Raw genomic sequence first — 17,277 nt, 5'->3', positions numbered from 1 at the left:
CGGAGCGCGTGCGATCGGCCGATCCCGGCCCGGCGGGGCCACGCTAGCGTCGGGCCCATGGGTGAGCTGGCGGTTGCCGACGGTGATCGGGTGCGGTTCGGCGGGATCTCGTCGCGGGCGTACGAGCACCCGGCCGACGGCGCCGCCCTGGGCGCGCTGCGCAAACTGCGCGGCCTCGACACGGCCGTCAAGAAGTTCCAGAGCCTGTTCCCCGAACGGCTCATCCGCATGGAGCACCTGGGCGCGGCGGTGCGCACCAGCGACCGGCAGTTCGGGCGGCTGCACGCGATGATGCGCGACGCCGCCGGAGTCCTCGACCTGCCGCGGGTGCCGGAGTTGTACGTCAAGCAGTCGCCCGAGCTCAACGCGTACACCATGGGCATGTCCGAACCGTTCGTCGTCCTGCACACCGCGCTCGTCGACCTCATGGACGCCGACGAACTGCGCTTCGTCGTCGGCCACGAGCTCGGCCACGCGATGAGCGGCCACTGCATGTACCACACCATCGCCCGTCACCTCGTCGTGCTCGGCGCGATGGCGGCGTCGGTGCCGCTCGGCGGGATCGGCGTGCAGGTCCTTCTGGCCGCGCTGGGCGAGTGGTCACGCAAGTCGGAGCTGTCCAGCGACCGCGCCGGGCTGCTCGTGGGCCAGGACCGCGAGGCGGCGCTGCGCGCGCTCATGAAGCTGGCCGGCGGCTCCCACCTGCACGAGATGGACGTCGACGAGTTCATGCTCCAGGCCGCGGAGTACGCCCGCGTCGGCGACGTACGCGACACCGTGGCCCGCGTGATGCTGGCCCGCGAGGCGTCACACCCGCTCATCGTGGTACGCGTCGCGGAGCTCGACGGCTGGGCGCGCGGCCCGCAGTACGGCGCGGCGCTCACCGGCGACTACCCGCTGCGCGACGACGACCGCACCGCGTCGCTGACCCGCGAGCTGCGGGCGTCCACCACCGGCTACGGCCGGCACCTCAAGAACGCCACCGCGCCGATGCTGACCCGCGGCGCGGCGCTGGGCCGGCGGGTGGTCGGCCGCGGCCAGGACGAGCCGGCCGCGATCGAGGCGCCGCTGCCGGCCTGGCAGGCCGCCCCGGTCTGGGAGGAGGCGCCCGCGTGGCTGACGGCCGAGCCGGCCGAGCTGCCACCGGACACGCCCTCGTGGCCGGCCGCGCCGCCGGTGGGCTGAGCCCGTCTCCGGAGGCGGCTGCTGCGCGTGCCGGTCAGTCCCACCAAAGCGTCAGCAGGCGCATACCGCCGGGCACGACCGGTACCACGCTCGGGGCGGCTTCGTTCCACCAGCCCCGACGCAACCTCCGGCACACCGGGGTGGCCGGCGAGGTTGCAACCGATCGATCCCGGGTCGTCGTTGCCCTCGAAGAACAATTCCCGGCTGACGACGGGCTCCGCGCCGGTGGCCGCCTCGTAACCGCCCTGGCGCTCGATCTCGGTGAGCAGGTCCGGCCGCGCCCCTCCTTGATATCGGCTGTGCTCCGGTCGTGGCAGTGACCGGCCGGCAGTCAGCCAAAAGTGGAGACCCGCACCGCATGGTGCTGCACATCGTGGCGGGCGTCGTCGCCCGCTTGGCCGGGTATCCCGTGCGATCCGGCCGGAGACGTGGCCGCGCCGGTGTGCCCGGCGGCCGGACGCTCGAACGGATGCCAGCCGAAAAAGCGAAGAGCGACGAGCTTCAATTTTTAGGGGAGGAAGAGCAATAATTTGAGCCGGGTCCGAGGCGTATTACGGACGCGACTTGTTGCCGTGGTTGCGCGCCGTCGGGGTTGAAGAGCGGGCCGCGACTCGCACGGTCACGATCGGGCTTCGCGCGCGGATCTGCCGCGTGGAGCGCGGTCACGGCTCGACGCACAGCGTTCGGCCACCGCCCGGTCGTGGAGCGCCAGCCCGCCGAGTCCGTTAGATGCAGGCTGCGCTGACCTCCGCAGTCTGGGCGGATGGCCGGCGGACTGCGCCGAACGGCCGTCGCAGCCGGGGGCCTCGCGCTCGAGTTCGCAGGATTGGTAACTGTTATGTCAGCCACCGCCAACGCTTCGCCGCCGGCCGGCAGTCGGTGGGGCCCCCGGATTCGCGCGAAAGAGCCGGAATGAGTCAGTCTATTGGACACTTCTGCCGGACGAGACTCCATGATGCCGACGCCTCCCTTCCTCGCTGCAAGAACCTTGGATAGAAGGTGCTGTGGAGGACAGCGGTGAATCATGAGAGTGCACCGTGTCTTCGATGCGTCGGCGAAGCCTGCCGTCGGCAGCGCTCGACCGGGCTTGAGCGAGGGAGTCACCAAGAGGAATATGTGCCGGTGCCTACCGGGTCGAGCACGGCAACGCAGCGCCGGCGGCGGCTTGCGGGATTTCGTTGCGATGGCCGTGCTGGCCTTGGTCGCGGTGGTGTACATGCACTGGAATCCGCGCCGTTACCTCTCGCTCCGGCCGTCTGCCGCGCTCGGGCCCACCGTCGCCGTCGCGCTCCGTCGGCACCGTGGCCCGCTCGTCCGATGAGCGCTGGGTCGTCGTCGTGATCCGGTACACGCCCTGCTGTGACTCCGACGAGTTCCACCTGCGGTCGCGCGCCGAATGGTTCAGCCGGGAGGCGCCGCACCCGTTGGCCGTCGTCGGGTACACCGTCCACAAGCCCTTGCGCGATCAGCTCGAGGTCGTCCGGTTCGAGCTTCCCGGTGGCGGCGTCATCGAGGTATACACCAACGACGGTGCCGTCCATCGCACGTTCTTCGACCCGGCAGCCTCGCCATCGGCGAGCGGTTCGAAGCGTGCGGCGCCGAGCTGATGCACCTCTGCCCGTACCGCAAGATCGTTCGTGGACCATACTGACCCGTCACGTCCCGCCGACGCGCCGGAGCCAGGGCCATGGAGCACGAAGACAAAGACGATCACGGCGATCCGTTTGCCGGGCTCGAGGACTGGGGTCGCGCGGCCGAGCGGCGCGCGCGGCGGCGGCAGTGGCTGCGGCGCCTGCGGGGTGACGGGGCGCGCAACGTCGCGTTCGTCGTCAGTGCGGTCGTCGTCGCGGTGGTGCTCGCGGCCGGGTGGCCCACGATCCGGACCTGGCTGCCGTCCGGTTCGTCCGCGTCCGCCGCCGACGACGACGCGGCGCCGTACCCGACGCAGAGCGTGCCCGACGGGGTCTCGGCGACCTCGTCGGCCAGTGCCCGCCCGACCGGGCCGTTCGTGGGCACGCCGGCCGAGGCGTACGCGAAGGGTGCGGCCGGGATCAGCCTGCCCCCGGCGACGGCCGTCACCGGGTTCACCGCGGCCCAGGTCGATGCGGCGTTGCAGCAGGTGCGCGCGGCGCTCGTCGCGGGGCGGCTCGAGCCCGCGATGACCGTCGGGCACGACAGTTCGGGGTTGCTGAAGCTGCTCGCGCCGAACGATCGCAAGCCGGTCGGGGCCTGGTTCGGCTCAACGGACTTCAGCTCGGTCGCGACCTGGATCGATCCGGCCGTCAAGCTCGACCCGGCCGAGGAGCCCCGGGTCAGCGGGCGGGTCACGTTCAGCTCCGCGCGGGTCGACGACATCCAGACGCTGCAGGTGACGACCAACTTCGTGTGGGTGTACGCGTTCAAAGGTACCGAATCGCCGATCGCCGTTGTCCACGACGAGGTCCGCTGGGACTTCCCGAAGACGGACCGGCTCCGCAACGACGACAAGGGCATGTGGATCGGCGAGTCCCGGTCCTACATGGCCTGGATCGACTGTGCCGCGGCCGGCAAGGGCCTGCTCGCGCCGACCCCGCCGAACCGCACCGCGGTCCCGGGTTCGCCGGACACGGAGGACCAGAACTCGTACCTGCGCGCCGACCGCAGCCTCGACATCCCGGACGACTGCGGGGACCCGTCACCGTCACCGAGCCGCGGGTAGCTCAGGGCGCCACGAGGACGATCCGTTCGTGGACGGCGCCCGACTCGAGGCGGCGGTGCGCCTCGGCGGCCAGCGGCATCGGCATCGTCGTGCGGGTACGCATGCGGAGCCGGCCCTCGGCCAGCAGGGCCATGGTCTCGGCGAGCGCGCCCGGGGCCCGGTCCGGGGTCGGCGCCGAGAGCCGGACGTTGAAGTCGCCCGCGTGCGGATCGGACAGGGTGATCACGCGGTCCGGGTCTCCGGTCAGGGCGACCGCGGCGGCCAGGACGCCGGTGCCGGCCGCGTCGAACACCGCGTCCACCGGGCCTTGGGCCCGGACCCGGGCGACCAGGTCGGCGCCGGTCTCGATCGGGGTCGCGCCCAGGGCCCGGGCCAGCTCCGCGTCCGTCGCCGAGCGCACGACGCTGACCACGCCGATGGCACGGGCCACGGCCAGCTGGGTCGCGATGACGCCGACCGCTCCCCCGCCGCCGAACAACACCAGAACCCCGCCCGGTTGTACGTCGAGCTGGTTCAGCACGCCGGCGGCCGCCTCGGCCGAGCTCGGCAGGGCGGCGGCGTCGACCCACGACACGCCGGGCGGTTTCGGGGTCCAGGCCGGCGCCAGCGCGTACTCGGCGTAGCCCCCGAGGTGCGGCAGCAGCGCGGCGACCTCGTCACCGACGGCGACGCCGGTGACGCCGGGGCCGAGCGCGTCGACGGTGCCGGCGGCCTCGAAGCCCAGGACCGCGCGGGGCGGCAGCGGGAAGGCCTTGAGGTGCCCGGACCGGATGGCCAGGTCGGTGGGGCTGACGCCGGCCGCGCGGACCCGGAGGCGGACCTGTCCCGGGCCGGGCTCCGGCAGCGGTACGTCGGCCCAGGTCAGGACGTCGGGTGGGCCGTACCCGTCGAGTATCACGGCTCTGGGCATCTGCAGGCTCCTCCGGTCAGGGCCGGGGCAGCGTGCCCCGGGCCAGGACGTTGTCGTAGATGTGCTCGAGGGCCGCGCTGAACGGCGCTCGCAGGTCGGCCGGGAGGCCGTCGAAGAACAGGTCGTGGATCAGGTCGACGTGGCCCGGCGCGGCCGCCTCGAGGGCGTGCCGGCCGGCGGGCGCGAGGGACACCTCGGTCACCCGCCGGTCGTTGAGGGCCGGGTCGAGGCTGACCAGGCCGCGCTGGGCCATCCGTTTGGCGTGGTGGGACAGCCGGCTGCGCTCCCAGCCGATCTGGGCGGCCAGCGCGGTCACGGTCAGGCACGAGGCCGGCGCGACGCTCAGTGCGGTGAGGACGTCGTAGTCGGGCAGCGAGAGGTCGTGGTCGGCCTGCAGCTGCCGGTTGATCTCGTACGAGAGCCGGAGCTGGAGGCGGATGTACGCGAGCCACGTGCGCTGCTCGTCACGGTCGAGCCAGCCCCGGGCGGGACGCTTGGCGGTCATGCCGCCATCGTGCCAGTTACGTGAATCGTCACCGAACTCAGATCTGCTCGGCGCCGCCGTCCACGAAGATCTCGGCGCCGGTCATGAACGTGCTGTCGTCGGAGGCCAGGAACAGCGCGGCCGCCGCGATCTCCTCGGGCCGGCCCAGCCGCCCGAGCGGTACCCCGGAAGCCAGCGACGCGAACAGCGGCTCGACGCCCGAAGGGTCGCCCGCCAGCCCGGCCAGCCCCGGCGTCCGGACCGGTCCGGGCACCAGCGTGTTGACCCGCACGTTCCGGCCGACCAGCTCGGCCGCCCACGTGCGCCCGAACGACCGGATGGCCGCCTTCGTCGCGGCATAGAGACCGAACGCGGCGGTACCGTTGGAAGCCGCGGTGGAACCGGTCAGGATGATCGACGCGCCCGGGTTGAGCAGCGGCAGCGCGCCCTGCACGGTGAACAGCGTGCCACCGACGTTGCGGTCGAACGTCGCCCGGTAGTCCTCGGCGGTGATCGCCCCGAGCGGCGCGAACGAGCCGCCGCCGGCGTTGGCCATCAGCACGTCGAGCCCGGCCCCGCGCCGCCCGATCGCCGCGAAGAGCTGTTCGAGGTCGCCCGGTTCCCCGACGTCCCCGGCGACGCCCGTGGCGGACGGGCCGATCAGCGCCACCGCCTCGTCGACGGCCTCCTTCCTCCGCCCGGTCACGAACACGTGCGCGCCCTCGGCGGCGAAGCGCCGCGCGACCGCCAGCCCGATCCCCGAGGTACCGCCCGTCACCAGTGCCGTCTTGCCCTGCAGCCGTTCCATGTCACTTCTCCTCGCCGGTGAACCGCTCACCTGCCAGTCGTCAACTTACGTGACATGTCACGTATTCCGCCAGTGAGCGGGACCACACGGGCCGAGGACCGGGCGCCGGGCCTGGTTCAGGGGATCGTGGCGACGAGGCGCTGCAGGGCGGCGTGCGCCGGTGGGCCCCACGTCGGTTTGCCGCCGGGCCGGCCGTGGTCGCCCGCGTCGCCGATGAGGATGCCCGCCAGGGCGCGCCCCATCGCGCAGCCGCGGGCCCGCCGCATCGTGGCGGCGGAGGCCTCGTAGGACGCGTAGAAGGCGTCCGGCGGGGCCGACGGGAGCAGGAGCCACGCGGCGGCCAGGTCGTACGCCGGGTCGCCCGCGCAGAGGTCGCCGAAGTCGATGACGCCGCACAGGGTGCCGCCGGCGGTCAGGACGTTCGCCGGGTGCAGGTCGGCGTGCAGCCACAGCGGCGGGCCCGTCCACGGCGGCGCGGTGACCGCGTCGTGCCAGACGGCGCGGACCGCGTCCGGGTCCTTGATCAGGCCCTGCTCGGTGGCGAAGTCCAGCGTCCGGGCGAATCCCTCGGACCGCTCGCTCAGAGGACCGCCGCGGTTACGGCCCGTGGGCGCGCCGGCCGGCGCCGGGCGGTGCAGGGCGGTCAGGAACCTGGCCAGGGACTCGGCCGCGTCCGCCGCGCGGGTTACGGGGTTTCGATCGGCGGGGGTACCGGGGACCCAGGTGGTGATGATCCAAGGTCTCGGGAACCGTGGGGAGGGCTCGCCGAGGCGCTGCGGGACCGGGACGGGCAGGGGGAGGTGCGGGGTGAGCGCGGGCAGCCAGGAGTACTCCTTGCGCAGCAGCTCGTCCGCGGACTCCGTGGCCCAGGGGAGACGGACGGCCAGCTCCTCGCCCAGCCGCCACAGCTGGTTGTCCCACCCGCGGGCGCCCAGGCGGACCGGGTGGCCGGCGAGGTCGGGGTGCTGGTCGCGTACCAGATCCCGGACCAGCTCCGCGGTGATCTCGTGCTCGGCGTGGGTCATGCGAAGCAACAATAGGTGCTCGAAAAAAGTTCCGGGGGGCGTGTCGATCGGGGCCGGTCCCGTTCGTAGCCCTGGTGAGAGGCCGGCAACGAGCCGGGCCGCAACCACCCGCTGGAGGGCATGATGACCACCACCGCGAACACCACGACCCGCGCCACCGCCTCGTCCCTCGGCGCCCTGATCGGGACCGGCGTCGCCGCCACGGCCGTCGCCGGCGCCGCCACCATGGCCGTCGCCGCCGCCGGGCATGCGGCCGGGGTCAGCCTCGACATGGCCGGCGTGCCGATTCCGGTGGCCGGATTCGGCACGCTGACCGCCGTGTTCTCGCTGGTCGGGGTCGTCCTCGCCGTGGTCCTGGCCCGGTTCGCGCGGCGGCCGCGGCTCGTGTTCGTCCGCACGACGGTCGTGCTGACCGTGCTGTCGCTCGTGCCGGACGCGATCGCCGACGCCGCGCCGGCCACCAAGGCGCTGCTCATGCTCACCCACCTGGTCGCGGCGGCCGTCGTGATCCCCGCCGTCGCGCGGCGCCTGGCCGCCTGACCCGCACCCCGCCGTCGTTTCGCAGAAGTCGTTACTTCGCAGCAGCCGTCAATTCGGAGAAGGAGAAGACCATGAGGCAGTACATGCTGGCCGTGCACAGCGCCGAGGGCCAGACCGAGCCGACCGAGGAAGAAGCGCAGACCATGTTCCGGGAGACCGACCGGATCAACGACGAGCTGCGGGCCGCGGGCGCCTGGGTCTTCGCCGGCGGGCTGCTGGCGCCGGAGAGCGCCACCGTCGTGCGGGTCGACAGCCGCGGCACCACGATGACCGACGGGCCGTTCGCCGAGACGCGGGAGCACCTCGGCGGGTTCTGGATCATCCGGTGCGAGGACCTGGACCAGGCGCTGGCCTGGGCCGAGAAGTGCGCGGCGGCCTGCGGCCCGGTCGAGGTGCGGCCCTTCGACGAGCTCTCCCAGGACTGAGCGCCCGGCATGGATCTGGCGGGCATCTACCGCGCCGAGTACGGCCGCTGCGTCGCCACCCTCGCCCGCCTCCTCGGCGACATCAACCTCGCCGAGGAGGCGGTCCAGGACGCCTTCGCCACGGCCCTGCAGAAGTGGCAGACGCCCCCGCCGAACCCCGGCGCCTGGATCGTGACCACCGCGCGGAACCGGGCCGTCGACCGGCTGCGGCGCGAGTCGACGCGGGAGGCGCGGCACGCCCAGGCCTTGCTGCTGTACCACCAGGAGGAACCCGCGGAGGTGGGACCGGTGCGCGACGACCAGCTACGACTCATCTTCACCTGCTGCCACCCGGCGCTTGCGCCCGACGCGCGCACCGCCCTGACGCTCCGCCTGCTCGGCGGCCTCGAGGTGCCGGAGATCGCCCGGGCGTACCTGGTGCCGGAGGCGACCGTCGCCCAGCGGATCGTGCGCGCCAAGAAGAAGATCCGCGACGCCGGCATCCCGTACCGGGTCCCGGGCGAACACGAGCTGCCCGACCGGCTGCCGCCCGTGCTGACCGTGCTCTACCTGATGTTCAACGAGGGCTCCGCGGCCACCGCCGGGCCGCTGATCCGCTCGGACCTGTGCGCCGAGGCGATCCGGCTGGCCCGCGAGCTCGCCGCGCTGATGCCCGACGAGCCCGAGGTACTCGGCCTGCTCGCCCTGCTGCTGCTGACCGAGGCGCGCCGGCCCGCCCGCCTCGGCCCGGACGGCGAGCTGGTGCTGCTGGCCGAGCAGGACCGGTCGCTGTGGAACCGCGAGCTCATCGCCGAGGGCCACGCCCTGGTCCGCCGGTGCCTGCGGCGCAACCGGCCCGGCGTGTACCAGATCCAGGCCGCGATCAACGCGGTCCACACCGACGGCGCGGCCACCGACTGGCCGCAGGTCCTGGCCCTGTACGACCAGCTCTTCGCGCTCTCGCCCACCGCGGTCGTCGCCCTCAACCGGGCCGTCGCGGTCGCCGAGGTGCACGGGCCGGCCGTGGCGCTCGCCGCGCTGGAGGGCCTCGACCTCCCCGGATACCACCGGCTGCCCGCCGCCCGGGCCGAGCTGCTGGCCCGGCTCGGCCGCGACGAGGAGGCCGCGGCCGACTTCGAGCAGGCCATCGCGCTGGCCACGAACGAGACCGAGCGCGCGTTCCTGCAGACCCGTCTCACGCACACGAGGAGAGCATCATGACCGCGACGTACACCTTCGACGTCTTCTCCAGCCTCGACGGCTTCGGCACGACCAGCGGCGACTGGGGCGGCTACTGGGGCAAGCAGGGCCCGGAGCTGCTCGAGCGCCGCCTCGCCCAGCACGGCGGGGAGCAGCGCATGGTCTTCGGGGCCGGCACGTACCGGGCGTTCGTGGGGCTGCTGGCCGCGAGCACCGAGGACTCCGACGTCCGCGACGCCTGGGTCACCCGGATGATCAACCTCCCGGCGACGGTGGTGTCGAACACCCTCGACGACCCGCTCGACTGGCCGGACGCGACGCTCGTGCGCGGCGACGCGGTCGACGTCGTGGCCGCGCTCAAGCAGGAGTCCGGCCTTCCGCTGCGCTCGCACGGCAGCCTGTCGCTGAACCGTGCGCTGATGGCCGCCGGGCTGGTCGACTTCGTGCAGGTGACCGTCTTCCCGGTGGTCACCGGCCGGACCGGCACGGAGCCGGTCTTCGCGGGCGCGGCCGACTTCGACCTGGAGCTGGTCGAGAGCCGGACCCTCGACGGGCGCACCCAGGAGCTCATCTACCGGCCGACCCTGCACCGCTGACCGGCGGCGCCGGGCGGCCGTCGTCTCCGGCGCGTCCGGGCCGAGGTCGCGGGCCCGGCCGGCGATCACCTGCCGCCGGCCGCGCCGGATGCGCTCCTCCAGGGCCGCGCGGCCGCTACTTCGGGACCTCGACCTCCGCCCGGGCCTGGGCGAGCAGCGTGTCGCCGTCGGCGGCCGCCTTGTAGAGGAAGTACAGCATGCCGAAGCTGCCGTTGTCGGCCCACACGCAGAACGTCGACGGCGTGCCCGAGCTGCTCGCGTCGGCGCAGCGGGCGGCGCCCCCGAGCGGGCCGGGCGGCACCGGGTGGAAGACCGACTGCGGGAAGGCCTGCTTGGCCAGGGCGTCGAGGAACTCGTCGGGGCCGGTGTGGCTGCCGGTCATCGCGACGAGGACGACGACGTTCTGCTGCTTCGTCGTGCCGTACGCGCCCGACACCGCGACCTGACCGGCCGGGGCCTGGAAGCGGCTCGCCGCCTGCGTCGCCAGCTTCTTGACCGACGCCTCGGTGGCCGGCGCGCGCCCCAGCAGGGTCTTGGGGGCGACGACGGTCATCGCCACCGCCGCGGGCGTCGGCGACGGTGAAGGCGAAGGTGACGGAGACAGTGAGGGGGACGGCGAGGACGGCGGTGACGAGAAGGATGACGGCGCCGCGGCGGGGGCGTCGCCGCCGCAGCCGCCGAGCAGAGCGCCGATAATCGCCGGAACGCCGGCAAACGCCCACATCGTGGCCCGTTGTCGCATGTGTACATCTCCAAGATCGTCAGGCTGGCGAGGCAGGCTAGCGCACACCCCGGGAGCCCGTACCATGCGGCCGGTGAGCAGTAAGCCGGGCGGGTGGGCGTACCTTCCCGGCCTGGACGGGGTGCGGGCGCTCGCCGTCCTCGCGGTCGTGGTCTTCCACGCCCGGCCCGGCTGGCTGCCCGGCGGCTTCCTCGGCGTCGACGCGTTCGACGCGTACCTCGTCAAGGAACTGACCCTCGCCATCGACATCGCCGCGGGCAACGGGGCCCGGGTGGTGCTGCTGGACCGCAGCTCAAGACCCTGGCCACCGGCTAGCCGGCCGGGAACTCGGCGACCACCCGCCAGCCCGTCCCGGAGGGGCCGTAGGTGAGCGTGCCGCCGACCGCCGCCACGTCGTCGGCGAGGCTGCGCAGCCCGAACCCGCCCCCGGCCGGCGCCGCGGCGGGCGGGCGGGGCGTGGCCGGCGTGCTCATCAGGCGCAGCGCCACCGTGTCCCCGTCCCGGGTCAGGACCGCGTCCAGGCGGGCGCCGGGCCCGTCGTGACGCAGCGCGTTGGTCGCCGCCTCCCCCACGAGCCGGTACGCCACCTCCGGCAGCGCGTCGAGGCCGGCGACGCCGTCGACCGACAGCCCCGTCTCGCGCAGGGCGGCCAGGCGGCCGTCGAGCGTGGCGGCGGCGTCGCGCTGGGCCTCCTCGGCCAGCGCCAGGCGTACCTCCGCGAGCGCGTCGCGCCCGGCCCGCAGTACACCCTGCAGGCGCTCCTCGTCGGCGGCCGACAGGTGCGCCGTCGCGCGCAGGGCCTCGCCCTGCACCAGCATGACCGTCACGGTGTGGGCCAGGCCGTCGTGCAGGCGGCGGGCCAGGCGCTCGCGGGAGCCGGCGGTCGCGGCGGCCTGGTCGGCGAGGTGGCGCTCGAGGCGCAGCTGGGCGATGAGGGCCCGCTCCCGCAGCAGCTCGCCGCGCTCCACACCGAAGAGCCAGGTGACGATCAGCGCGCCCGCGGCCAGCAGCCCGCCCTCGATCGGGCCGTGCCGGATCGCGCCGGTCACGGTGACGAGCACGGCCGCCCCGCCGCACACGCCCCACCGCACCCATGGCGAGCGGTGCGTGGCCGCCCCGTACAGCGCCAGCGCCATCGGCAGGTACCCCACCGCGCGCGCCATCCCGAGCAGCGAGTGGGCCGCCGTGGCCGCGGCGATCACCACGAGCGCGACGCCCGGGTACCGGCGGCGGATCAGCAGCGGCAGCAGCTGCACGACCGCCAGGGGCACCGAGACGACCGAGTGGGAGAACGTGAACAGCACGACGAGCAGGGCGTACAGGGCGGCGTCGACCGCCAGCCGCCAGTGCCGGCGCATGCTCCCCCTCTACGATCGGCGGGTGATCCGGCTCGTGATCGTCGACGACCAGGCCCTCGTCCGGGAGGGGCTGGCCCTGATCCTGGGCGGCCAGCCCGACATCGAGGTCGTCGCCGAGCTCGCCGACGGCGAGGCGCTGCTGCGCTCGGACGTCGACGCCGACGTCATTCTCCTGGACCTGTACCTGCCCGGCCTCGACGGGGTCGGCGTCCTGCGCGCCCGGTCGTTCGCCGCGAAGGTGCTGGTGCTGACCGCGGTCGGCAGCGCGGCCGACGTCCAGCGGGCCCTGGCCGCGGGCGCGGACGGGTTCGTGCTCAAGGACGCCACCGGGGCCGAGCTGGCCGCCGCCGTCCGCGGCGCGCACGCCGGGGTGCGGCCGCTGAGCGCCTCGGCCGCCGAGCTGCTGTGGCCGAGGACCGCGGCGCCGGCCGGGGCCGACCTGGGGGCGCTCACGGCCCGGGAGCGGGACGTGCTGCGCCTGCTGGGCCAGGGGCGCAGCAACCGGGAGATCGCCCGCGCCCTCGGCCTGGCCGAGCGGACCGTCAAGACGCACGTGAGCAACCTGCTGGCGAAGCTCGCGGTCGAGAGCCGCACCCAGGCGGCGCTGCTCGCGCAGGGACTAAAGGACTAGATCGGCTCCGTCCTTGGCCGGTTCCGCGGTGCGCACGGTCCTGCCAGGCTGCCCTGATGCGTCGTCGCCTGCTGATCGCGCTCGCCGTGGTCGTCCTCGCCGGGCTCGCCCTGTACCTCGGCAACAGCTCCACGATCGCCGGCCCCGAGCCCGGGCAGCGGCCGTTCCTGCTGGCGCACCGGGGCATCGCGCAGACGTTCGACCTGCACGGCGTCGCCGCGGACACGTGTACCGCCACGCGCATCGACCCGCCGCAGGTGCCGTACATCGAGAACACCCTCGACTCGCTGCGCGCCGCGTTCGCCGCCGGGGCCGACGCCGCCGAGATCGACGTCCAGCTCACCCGCGACGGGCAGCTCGCGGTGTTCCACGACGCCACGCTGCAGTGCCGCACCGACGGCACCGGCACGGTCGGCGAGCACACCCTGGACGAGCTGCGAAAGCTGGACCTCGGCTACGGCTACACCGCCGACGGCGGCCGCACGTTCCCGCTGCGCGGCCGGGGCGTCGGCCGGCTGCCCACCGTGCCGGAGGTCTTCGCCGGCCTGCCCGGCCGCGAGCTGAAGCTCGACCTCAAGCGCGACCAGGCCGCCGACGGCGAGGCGGTCGCCGCGTTCCTGGCCACCCTGCCCGGCGAGCGCCTCGCGCAGGTCACGGTCACCGGCGGCGACCGGGCCGTGGCCGTGGTCGCGAGCCGGCTCCCCCAGGTCCGCACGTCGTCCCGGGCCATCATCAAGAGCTGTCTGCTGCGGTACGCCGGGGAAGGCTGGACCGGCCACGTCCCGGACGCCTGCCGCCACCGCGAGCTCATCGTGCCGATCGGCTACGGCAGGTGGCTCTGGGGCTGGCCCAACCGGTTCGTCGCCCGGATGCGCGAGGCCGGCACCCGCGTGGTGGTGGTCCGCTACGTCGGCGACTGGTCGGCCGGCTTCGACACCCCCGCCGACCTCGCCGAACTGCCCGACGGCTGGACCGGCGCGGTCTGGACGAACCGGGTCGACGTCGTCGCGCCGCTGCTGCGACCCTGAGCCGTGCACGTCCCCACGACGCTGCCCACCGGCAAGGCGAAGGTCACGTGGATGGCCGCGATGGCCGACGGCACGGTGGCCGTCGCGAACCTCGCGACGGACGGCGCAAGCGTCGAAATCCTCGAATAGGCGGACATTCGGCGGATCGACGGCGATCCGCGGTCGTCCTACGGTTGCCGGGTGCACACGCCCGGCCACCGTCTGACGATCGACTTCGGCACCTCGAACACGGTGGCGATGCTCGCCGGCACCGACGGGCGGGTGCGGCCGATGCTGTTCGACGCGTCGCCGCTGCTCAGCTCCGGGGTCCTCGCGTCCGGCACGGCGCTGCTGACCGGCGCCGACGCCGTGCGCGGGGCCCTCGCCGCGCCCGCGAGCTGGGAGCCGAACCCGAAGCAGCGCATCGACGACGGCACGGTCTGGCTCGGCGAGCGCGAGCTGCCGGCCGTCGAGCTCATCGCGGCCGTCCTCGAACGGGTCGCCGAGGAGGTGCGCCGGGTCGCCGGGCAGATCCCGCCGGACGTCGTCATCACCCATCCGAGCACCTGGCGGGCCGTCCGGCGGGGGATCCTCGCGCAGGCGGCGGCGCGGGCCGGGCTGGGGACCGTCGGCCTGGTCCCGGAGCCGGTCGCGGCGGCCGCCTACTTCACCACCGTCCTCGGCGAGCAGCTGCCCGAGGGCCGGTGCCTCGTCGTGTACGACCTCGGCGCGGGCACGTTCGACGTCAGCGTCGTGCGCCGGGCCGGCGACGGGTTCACGGTCCTCGCCGACGACGGGCTGCCGGACATCGGCGGGCTGTACCTCGACGCGCAGATCGTCGCGCACGCCCGGACGCTCGCCCGCGACGCCGGCGACGGCGCCGCCGAGGCCTGGCAGCGGCTGGACCGGCCGACCGGCAAGGTCGAGCGGCGGGCCCGGCAGCAGCTGTTCAACGACGCCCGGGCGGCGAAGGAGCAGCTGTCCCGGCACCCGGCGGCCGACCTGCACGTGCCGCTGGCCGAGACCGACCTGCACCTGACCCGGGAGGAGTTCGAGCGGTTCGCCCGGCCCCACCTGGCCCGCACCGTGGAGCTGACCTCGACCCTGCTGCGCAGCACCGGCGTGCCCGCCGCGCACGTCAGCGGGGTGTTCCTCGTCGGCGGCGGGTCGCGGGTGCCGCTGGTGGCGACCCTGCTGCACCGGGCGCTGCGGGTGCCGCCGACGGTGCTGGACTCCCCCGAGCTCGTCGTGGCCGAGGGCGCGCTGCACGCCCCGGTCCGCCGCGGCGAGCCCGGCGCTCCCGAGACGACCGTCCGGATCCGGCCGCCGGAGCCCGCCGCGGAGACGTTCGACTCGATCGACCAGCGGCTGCGCAGCCGGCAGCCCGGGGTCGCCGGGAAGGCCCGGGCGGCCCTGCTGGAACGGATCGCCGACCCGGACCGGCAGGTGGCCCGGCAGGCCCGCGAGCTGTGGTACGGCCGCGGCCTCGGCCCCATCCCGGCGAGCGGCCCGGGCGGGCGGACCTACCGGCGCCGGGCCGGGGGCGGCGACCCGATGATCGGCATCGACTTCGGCACGACCAACTCGATGGTGGCGGTCATCGAGCAGGGCGAGGCGCGGCTCGTACCGAACGCGGAGGGCGGCTTCGTGACCCCCAGCGTGGTCGCCATCACCGCCGACGGCACCACCCTCGTCGGCGCCGCCGCCCAGCGCCAGGCGGTGATGAACCCGCAGTACACGGTCCGCTCGGCGAAGCTGCGCCTGGGCACCGACTGGGCGATCGAGCGCGGCGACGTGCGGTACACGGCCCAGGACATCGCGACGCTCATCCTGGCGCGGCTGCACGCCGACGCCGAGGTCCACCTGGGCGGGCCGGTCCGGGCCGCGGTGATCACGGTGCCGGCGAACTTCGACCACGTCCAGCGCACCGCCCTGACCGAGGCCGCGGCCCGGGCCGGGCTGCCGGTGCAGCGGATCGTGAACGAGCCGACGGCGGCCTCCGTCACCTACGGGGTCCGCCGCGACGAGGAACAGCTCGTGCTCGTCTTCGACCTGGGCGGCGGCACGTTCGACGTGTCGCTGGTCGAGATCGCCGAGGGCGTGCTGGAGATCAAGGCGACCGCCGGGGACAGCCACCTCGGCGGCGACGACTGGGACGGGCGCCTGACCGAGGAGCTGCACCGCCGGCTCGAGCTGCGGCAGGGCCTCAGCCTCGCCGGCGACCCCGCGGCCCGGCAGCGCCTGCGCGAGGCGGCCGAGGCGGCGAAGATCGAGCTGTCGTCGTCGAGCCGGGCCGAGATCTGGCTGCCGCACCTGCAGCACGGCGGGGACGGCCCGGTCCACCTGTACGAGACGGTCACCCGCGAGGAGTTCCAGGCGCTGACCCGCGACCTCCTCGAACGGTGCAAGGGCCCGATCGCGCGGGTGCTCGACGACGCGGCGGTCACCATCGCCGACGTCGACCAGGTCGTCCTCGTCGGCGGGGCGAGCCGCATGCCGGGCGTCGCCGATCTGGTCCGGGAGCTGACCGGCCGGGACCCGAACCGCGGCCTGGTGCCGGAGGGCGTCGCCGCCGGGGCGGCGCTGCAGGCCGGGGTCCTCGCCGGGGAGGTGACCCAGACGCTGCTGCTCGACGTCGCCGCCCTGTCCCTCGGGGTGCGCACGGTCGACGGCGCCGAGACGCTCATCGAGCGCAACACCACGATCCCGACGCGGCGGTCCGGGGTGTTCACCACCACGCACGACAACCAGAACATCGTCGTGTTCGGCATCGTGCAGGGCGACGACGGCGGCCGGCTCCTCGGCCGGCTCGAGCTCACCGGGGTGCCCCCGGCCCCGCGCGGGGTGCCACAGCTCGAGGTCACCTTCGACATCGACGCCAACGCCGCCCTCGTGGTCACGGTCAAGGACCTCGGCACCGGCGCCGAACGGTCCCTGACCATCGAGGCCGAGGCGATCCGCGCGGCGGCGGCCGGCCCGGAGCCACCGGCGTCAGCGCTGCCGGCCCGCTGCGAGGTGACGGCGGCGCTGCCCACCCAGCCGTCCGGCGACCACGAGGCGGACGAGGACGTCTTCGTTCAGCCCGCGTAGGCCAGCGCGGCGAAGGCCTGGGTGCGGCGGGCCCGGGCGAGGCTGCGCGCGCGGTTGGGGCCGATCGCGCCGACCGGGATGCCCAGCGTCGCGCTGATCTCGCGGTACGGCACCGGCGGGTCGCTGAACAGCATCGTCAGCAGCTGCCGGTCGCGGTGCGGGAGCTCGTCCAGCACGCGGTGGGCGGTCTCGTGCCGCAGGCCCGCGTCCAGGTCCACCTCCGGGGCCGGGTCGGCCGGGTCGGGCAGCTGCGCGGTGTCCACCGGGATCTGCCGCCCCAGCTGACGCAGCAGCATCAGGCATTCGTTGCGGCTCGTCGTCACCAGCCAGCCCGGCAGGGCCCGCGGCTCACGGATCTCCCGCAGCCCGGCCACCAGGCGCAGCCACACGGCCCCGCAGACGTCCTGGGCGTCGGCGCCGCGGATGGCGTACCGCGCGCAGATGCCGAAGATCAGGGGCGAGTAGCGCTCGACGATCTCGCGCCAGGCCTGCGAATCGTCGCGCGCGGCGCGTTCCAGGAGTGTTTGCATGGGAGGAGGGTTGCGGGGCCACCTGATCGGCGACCTTGCGCCAACCTTGCGGGGCATTCACAGGCCGGG

Annotated in this window: 20 protein-coding genes; 13 read left to right on the top strand and 7 right to left on the bottom strand. The window is 74.3% G+C overall.

The features are described from left to right. The first annotated feature begins 57 nt into the window (after nucleotides 1–57). The 4 genes from ACPPVO_RS14725 to ACPPVO_RS14710 all read left to right on the top strand — a co-directional run bounded on the left by ACPPVO_RS14725 (nucleotide 58) and on the right by ACPPVO_RS14710 (nucleotide 3,883). Nucleotides 58–1,185 carry a M48 family metallopeptidase gene (locus ACPPVO_RS14725; protein ID WP_426511765.1) on the top strand — a complete coding sequence of 376 codons (1,128 nt, stop codon included), beginning with the start codon at nucleotides 58–60 and terminating at the stop codon, nucleotides 1,183–1,185. A 358-nt stretch (nucleotides 1,186–1,543) separates the two neighbouring features. Beyond that, on the top strand, nucleotides 1,544–1,714 hold the full coding sequence (locus ACPPVO_RS14720) for a hypothetical protein (RefSeq protein ID WP_426511764.1): 171 nt from the start codon (nucleotides 1,544–1,546) through the stop codon (nucleotides 1,712–1,714). Nucleotides 1,715–2,486: 772 nt separating this feature from the next. After that, nucleotides 2,487–2,792, top strand: a complete 306-nt coding sequence (locus ACPPVO_RS14715; RefSeq protein WP_426511763.1) for a hypothetical protein — start codon at nucleotides 2,487–2,489, stop codon at nucleotides 2,790–2,792. Between the two features lie 80 nt (nucleotides 2,793–2,872). After that, a complete protein-coding gene (locus tag ACPPVO_RS14710; protein WP_426511762.1) occupies nucleotides 2,873–3,883 on the top strand; it encodes a hypothetical protein in 1,011 nt (336 codons plus the stop codon). Between the two features lies 1 nt (nucleotide 3,884). Here ACPPVO_RS14710 and ACPPVO_RS14705 read toward each other — a convergent pair whose 3' ends face one another. From ACPPVO_RS14705 to ACPPVO_RS14690, 4 genes are all read right to left on the bottom strand, one after another. After that, nucleotides 3,885–4,793, bottom strand: coding sequence for an NADP-dependent oxidoreductase (locus ACPPVO_RS14705; RefSeq protein WP_426511761.1), 909 nt, complete (start codon nucleotides 4,791–4,793; stop codon nucleotides 3,885–3,887). Nucleotides 4,794–4,809: 16 nt separating this feature from the next. Then, nucleotides 4,810–5,298 carry a MarR family winged helix-turn-helix transcriptional regulator gene (locus ACPPVO_RS14700; protein ID WP_426511760.1) on the bottom strand — a complete coding sequence of 163 codons (489 nt, stop codon included), beginning with the start codon at nucleotides 5,296–5,298 and terminating at the stop codon, nucleotides 4,810–4,812. Nucleotides 5,299–5,335: 37 nt separating this feature from the next. Next, entirely contained in the window at nucleotides 5,336–6,085 is a 750-nt protein-coding gene (locus ACPPVO_RS14695) for an SDR family NAD(P)-dependent oxidoreductase (RefSeq protein ID WP_360376299.1), read from the bottom strand. A gap of 116 nt (nucleotides 6,086–6,201) precedes the next feature. Continuing rightward, nucleotides 6,202–7,110, bottom strand: coding sequence for an aminoglycoside phosphotransferase family protein (locus ACPPVO_RS14690; protein WP_426511759.1), 909 nt, complete (start codon nucleotides 7,108–7,110; stop codon nucleotides 6,202–6,204). Nucleotides 7,111–7,230: 120 nt separating this feature from the next. On the opposite strand from ACPPVO_RS14690, the gene ACPPVO_RS14685 reads away from it, so the two are divergent. The 4 genes from ACPPVO_RS14685 to ACPPVO_RS14670 all read left to right on the top strand — a co-directional run bounded on the left by ACPPVO_RS14685 (nucleotide 7,231) and on the right by ACPPVO_RS14670 (nucleotide 9,850). Continuing rightward, nucleotides 7,231–7,650, top strand: coding sequence for a DUF6069 family protein (locus tag ACPPVO_RS14685; RefSeq protein ID WP_426511758.1), 420 nt, complete (start codon nucleotides 7,231–7,233; stop codon nucleotides 7,648–7,650). A 71-nt stretch (nucleotides 7,651–7,721) separates the two neighbouring features. Further along, the gene (locus ACPPVO_RS14680) at nucleotides 7,722–8,075 is read left to right on the top strand and encodes a YciI family protein (RefSeq protein WP_426511757.1); all 354 of its coding nucleotides are present in this window, start codon (nucleotides 7,722–7,724) and stop codon (nucleotides 8,073–8,075) included. A gap of 9 nt (nucleotides 8,076–8,084) precedes the next feature. Beyond that, the gene (locus ACPPVO_RS14675) at nucleotides 8,085–9,275 is read left to right on the top strand and encodes an RNA polymerase sigma factor (protein ID WP_426511756.1); all 1,191 of its coding nucleotides are present in this window, start codon (nucleotides 8,085–8,087) and stop codon (nucleotides 9,273–9,275) included. Then, nucleotides 9,272–9,850, top strand: coding sequence for a dihydrofolate reductase family protein (locus tag ACPPVO_RS14670; RefSeq protein ID WP_426511755.1), 579 nt, complete (start codon nucleotides 9,272–9,274; stop codon nucleotides 9,848–9,850). The genes ACPPVO_RS14675 and ACPPVO_RS14670 overlap by 4 nt, the downstream gene beginning before the upstream one ends. Nucleotides 9,851–9,965: 115 nt before the next feature. On the opposite strand, the gene ACPPVO_RS14665 is transcribed toward ACPPVO_RS14670, so the two are convergent. Then, entirely contained in the window at nucleotides 9,966–10,403 is a 438-nt protein-coding gene (locus tag ACPPVO_RS14665; protein WP_426511754.1) for a hypothetical protein, read from the bottom strand. Nucleotides 10,404–10,665: 262 nt separating this feature from the next. On the opposite strand from ACPPVO_RS14665, the gene ACPPVO_RS14660 reads away from it, so the two are divergent. Then, the gene (locus tag ACPPVO_RS14660; RefSeq protein ID WP_426511753.1) at nucleotides 10,666–10,962 is read left to right on the top strand and encodes a hypothetical protein; all 297 of its coding nucleotides are present in this window, start codon (nucleotides 10,666–10,668) and stop codon (nucleotides 10,960–10,962) included. On the opposite strand, the gene ACPPVO_RS14655 is transcribed toward ACPPVO_RS14660, so the two are convergent. Continuing rightward, nucleotides 10,904–11,950 carry a sensor histidine kinase gene (locus ACPPVO_RS14655; RefSeq protein WP_426511752.1) on the bottom strand — a complete coding sequence of 349 codons (1,047 nt, stop codon included), beginning with the start codon at nucleotides 11,948–11,950 and terminating at the stop codon, nucleotides 10,904–10,906. The genes ACPPVO_RS14660 and ACPPVO_RS14655 overlap by 59 nt on opposite strands. Nucleotides 11,951–11,972: 22 nt before the next feature. Here ACPPVO_RS14655 and ACPPVO_RS14650 point away from each other — a divergent pair, with 22 nt between their 5' ends. Genes ACPPVO_RS14650 through ACPPVO_RS14635 form a run of 4 tightly spaced genes read left to right on the top strand, consistent with a single transcriptional unit; the run spans nucleotide 11,973 to nucleotide 16,678 of the window. After that, nucleotides 11,973–12,581 carry a LuxR C-terminal-related transcriptional regulator gene (locus ACPPVO_RS14650; RefSeq protein WP_426511751.1) on the top strand — a complete coding sequence of 203 codons (609 nt, stop codon included), beginning with the start codon at nucleotides 11,973–11,975 and terminating at the stop codon, nucleotides 12,579–12,581. Nucleotides 12,582–12,637: 56 nt separating this feature from the next. Beyond that, nucleotides 12,638–13,609: a glycerophosphodiester phosphodiesterase family protein gene (locus ACPPVO_RS14645; RefSeq protein ID WP_426511750.1), complete on the top strand. Its 972-nt coding sequence runs from the start codon at nucleotides 12,638–12,640 to the stop codon at nucleotides 13,607–13,609. Between the two features lie 3 nt (nucleotides 13,610–13,612). Then, a complete protein-coding gene (locus ACPPVO_RS14640) occupies nucleotides 13,613–13,738 on the top strand; it encodes a hypothetical protein (RefSeq protein ID WP_426511749.1) in 126 nt (41 codons plus the stop codon). A gap of 51 nt (nucleotides 13,739–13,789) precedes the next feature. Continuing rightward, complete coding sequence (locus ACPPVO_RS14635) at nucleotides 13,790–16,678, top strand: Hsp70 family protein (RefSeq protein WP_426511748.1); 2,889 nt, start codon at nucleotides 13,790–13,792, stop codon at nucleotides 16,676–16,678. Here ACPPVO_RS14635 and ACPPVO_RS14630 read toward each other — a convergent pair. Beyond that, nucleotides 16,666–17,208, bottom strand: coding sequence for an RNA polymerase sigma factor (locus ACPPVO_RS14630; protein ID WP_426511747.1), 543 nt, complete (start codon nucleotides 17,206–17,208; stop codon nucleotides 16,666–16,668). The genes ACPPVO_RS14635 and ACPPVO_RS14630 overlap by 13 nt on opposite strands. Nucleotides 17,209–17,277 lie beyond the last annotated feature (69 nt).

The sequence above is a fragment of the Dactylosporangium sp. McL0621 genome, assembly GCF_049995355.1.
Classification (GTDB): domain Bacteria; phylum Actinomycetota; class Actinomycetes; order Mycobacteriales; family Micromonosporaceae; genus Dactylosporangium.
The sequence above is the reverse complement of the archived record's forward strand: the minus strand, read 5'-3'. Positions and strand labels throughout refer to the sequence as shown.

Bases quoted from the DNA above. Each gene is read 5' to 3' on its own strand.
- ACPPVO_RS14725 (WP_426511765.1), top strand. From the start codon at position 58: ATGGGTGAGCTGGCGGTTGCCGACGGTGATCGGGTGCGGTTCGGCGGG.
- ACPPVO_RS14720 (WP_426511764.1), top strand. From the start codon at position 1,544: ATGGTGCTGCACATCGTGGCGGGCGTCGTCGCCCGCTTGGCCGGGTAT.
- ACPPVO_RS14710 (WP_426511762.1), top strand. From the start codon at position 2,873: ATGGAGCACGAAGACAAAGACGATCACGGCGATCCGTTTGCCGGGCTC.
- ACPPVO_RS14705 (WP_426511761.1), bottom strand. From the start codon at position 4,793: ATGCCCAGAGCCGTGATACTCGACGGGTACGGCCCACCCGACGTCCTG.
- ACPPVO_RS14700 (WP_426511760.1), bottom strand. From the start codon at position 5,298: ATGACCGCCAAGCGTCCCGCCCGGGGCTGGCTCGACCGTGACGAGCAG.
- ACPPVO_RS14695 (WP_360376299.1), bottom strand. From the start codon at position 6,085: ATGGAACGGCTGCAGGGCAAGACGGCACTGGTGACGGGCGGTACCTCG.
- ACPPVO_RS14690 (WP_426511759.1), bottom strand. From the start codon at position 7,110: ATGACCCACGCCGAGCACGAGATCACCGCGGAGCTGGTCCGGGATCTG.
- ACPPVO_RS14685 (WP_426511758.1), top strand. From the start codon at position 7,231: ATGATGACCACCACCGCGAACACCACGACCCGCGCCACCGCCTCGTCC.
- ACPPVO_RS14680 (WP_426511757.1), top strand. From the start codon at position 7,722: ATGAGGCAGTACATGCTGGCCGTGCACAGCGCCGAGGGCCAGACCGAG.
- ACPPVO_RS14675 (WP_426511756.1), top strand. From the start codon at position 8,085: ATGGATCTGGCGGGCATCTACCGCGCCGAGTACGGCCGCTGCGTCGCC.
- ACPPVO_RS14670 (WP_426511755.1), top strand. From the start codon at position 9,272: ATGACCGCGACGTACACCTTCGACGTCTTCTCCAGCCTCGACGGCTTC.
- ACPPVO_RS14665 (WP_426511754.1), bottom strand. From the start codon at position 10,403: ATGACCGTCGTCGCCCCCAAGACCCTGCTGGGGCGCGCGCCGGCCACC.
- ACPPVO_RS14655 (WP_426511752.1), bottom strand. From the start codon at position 11,950: ATGCGCCGGCACTGGCGGCTGGCGGTCGACGCCGCCCTGTACGCCCTG.
- ACPPVO_RS14645 (WP_426511750.1), top strand. From the start codon at position 12,638: ATGCGTCGTCGCCTGCTGATCGCGCTCGCCGTGGTCGTCCTCGCCGGG.
- ACPPVO_RS14630 (WP_426511747.1), bottom strand. From the start codon at position 17,208: ATGCAAACACTCCTGGAACGCGCCGCGCGCGACGATTCGCAGGCCTGG.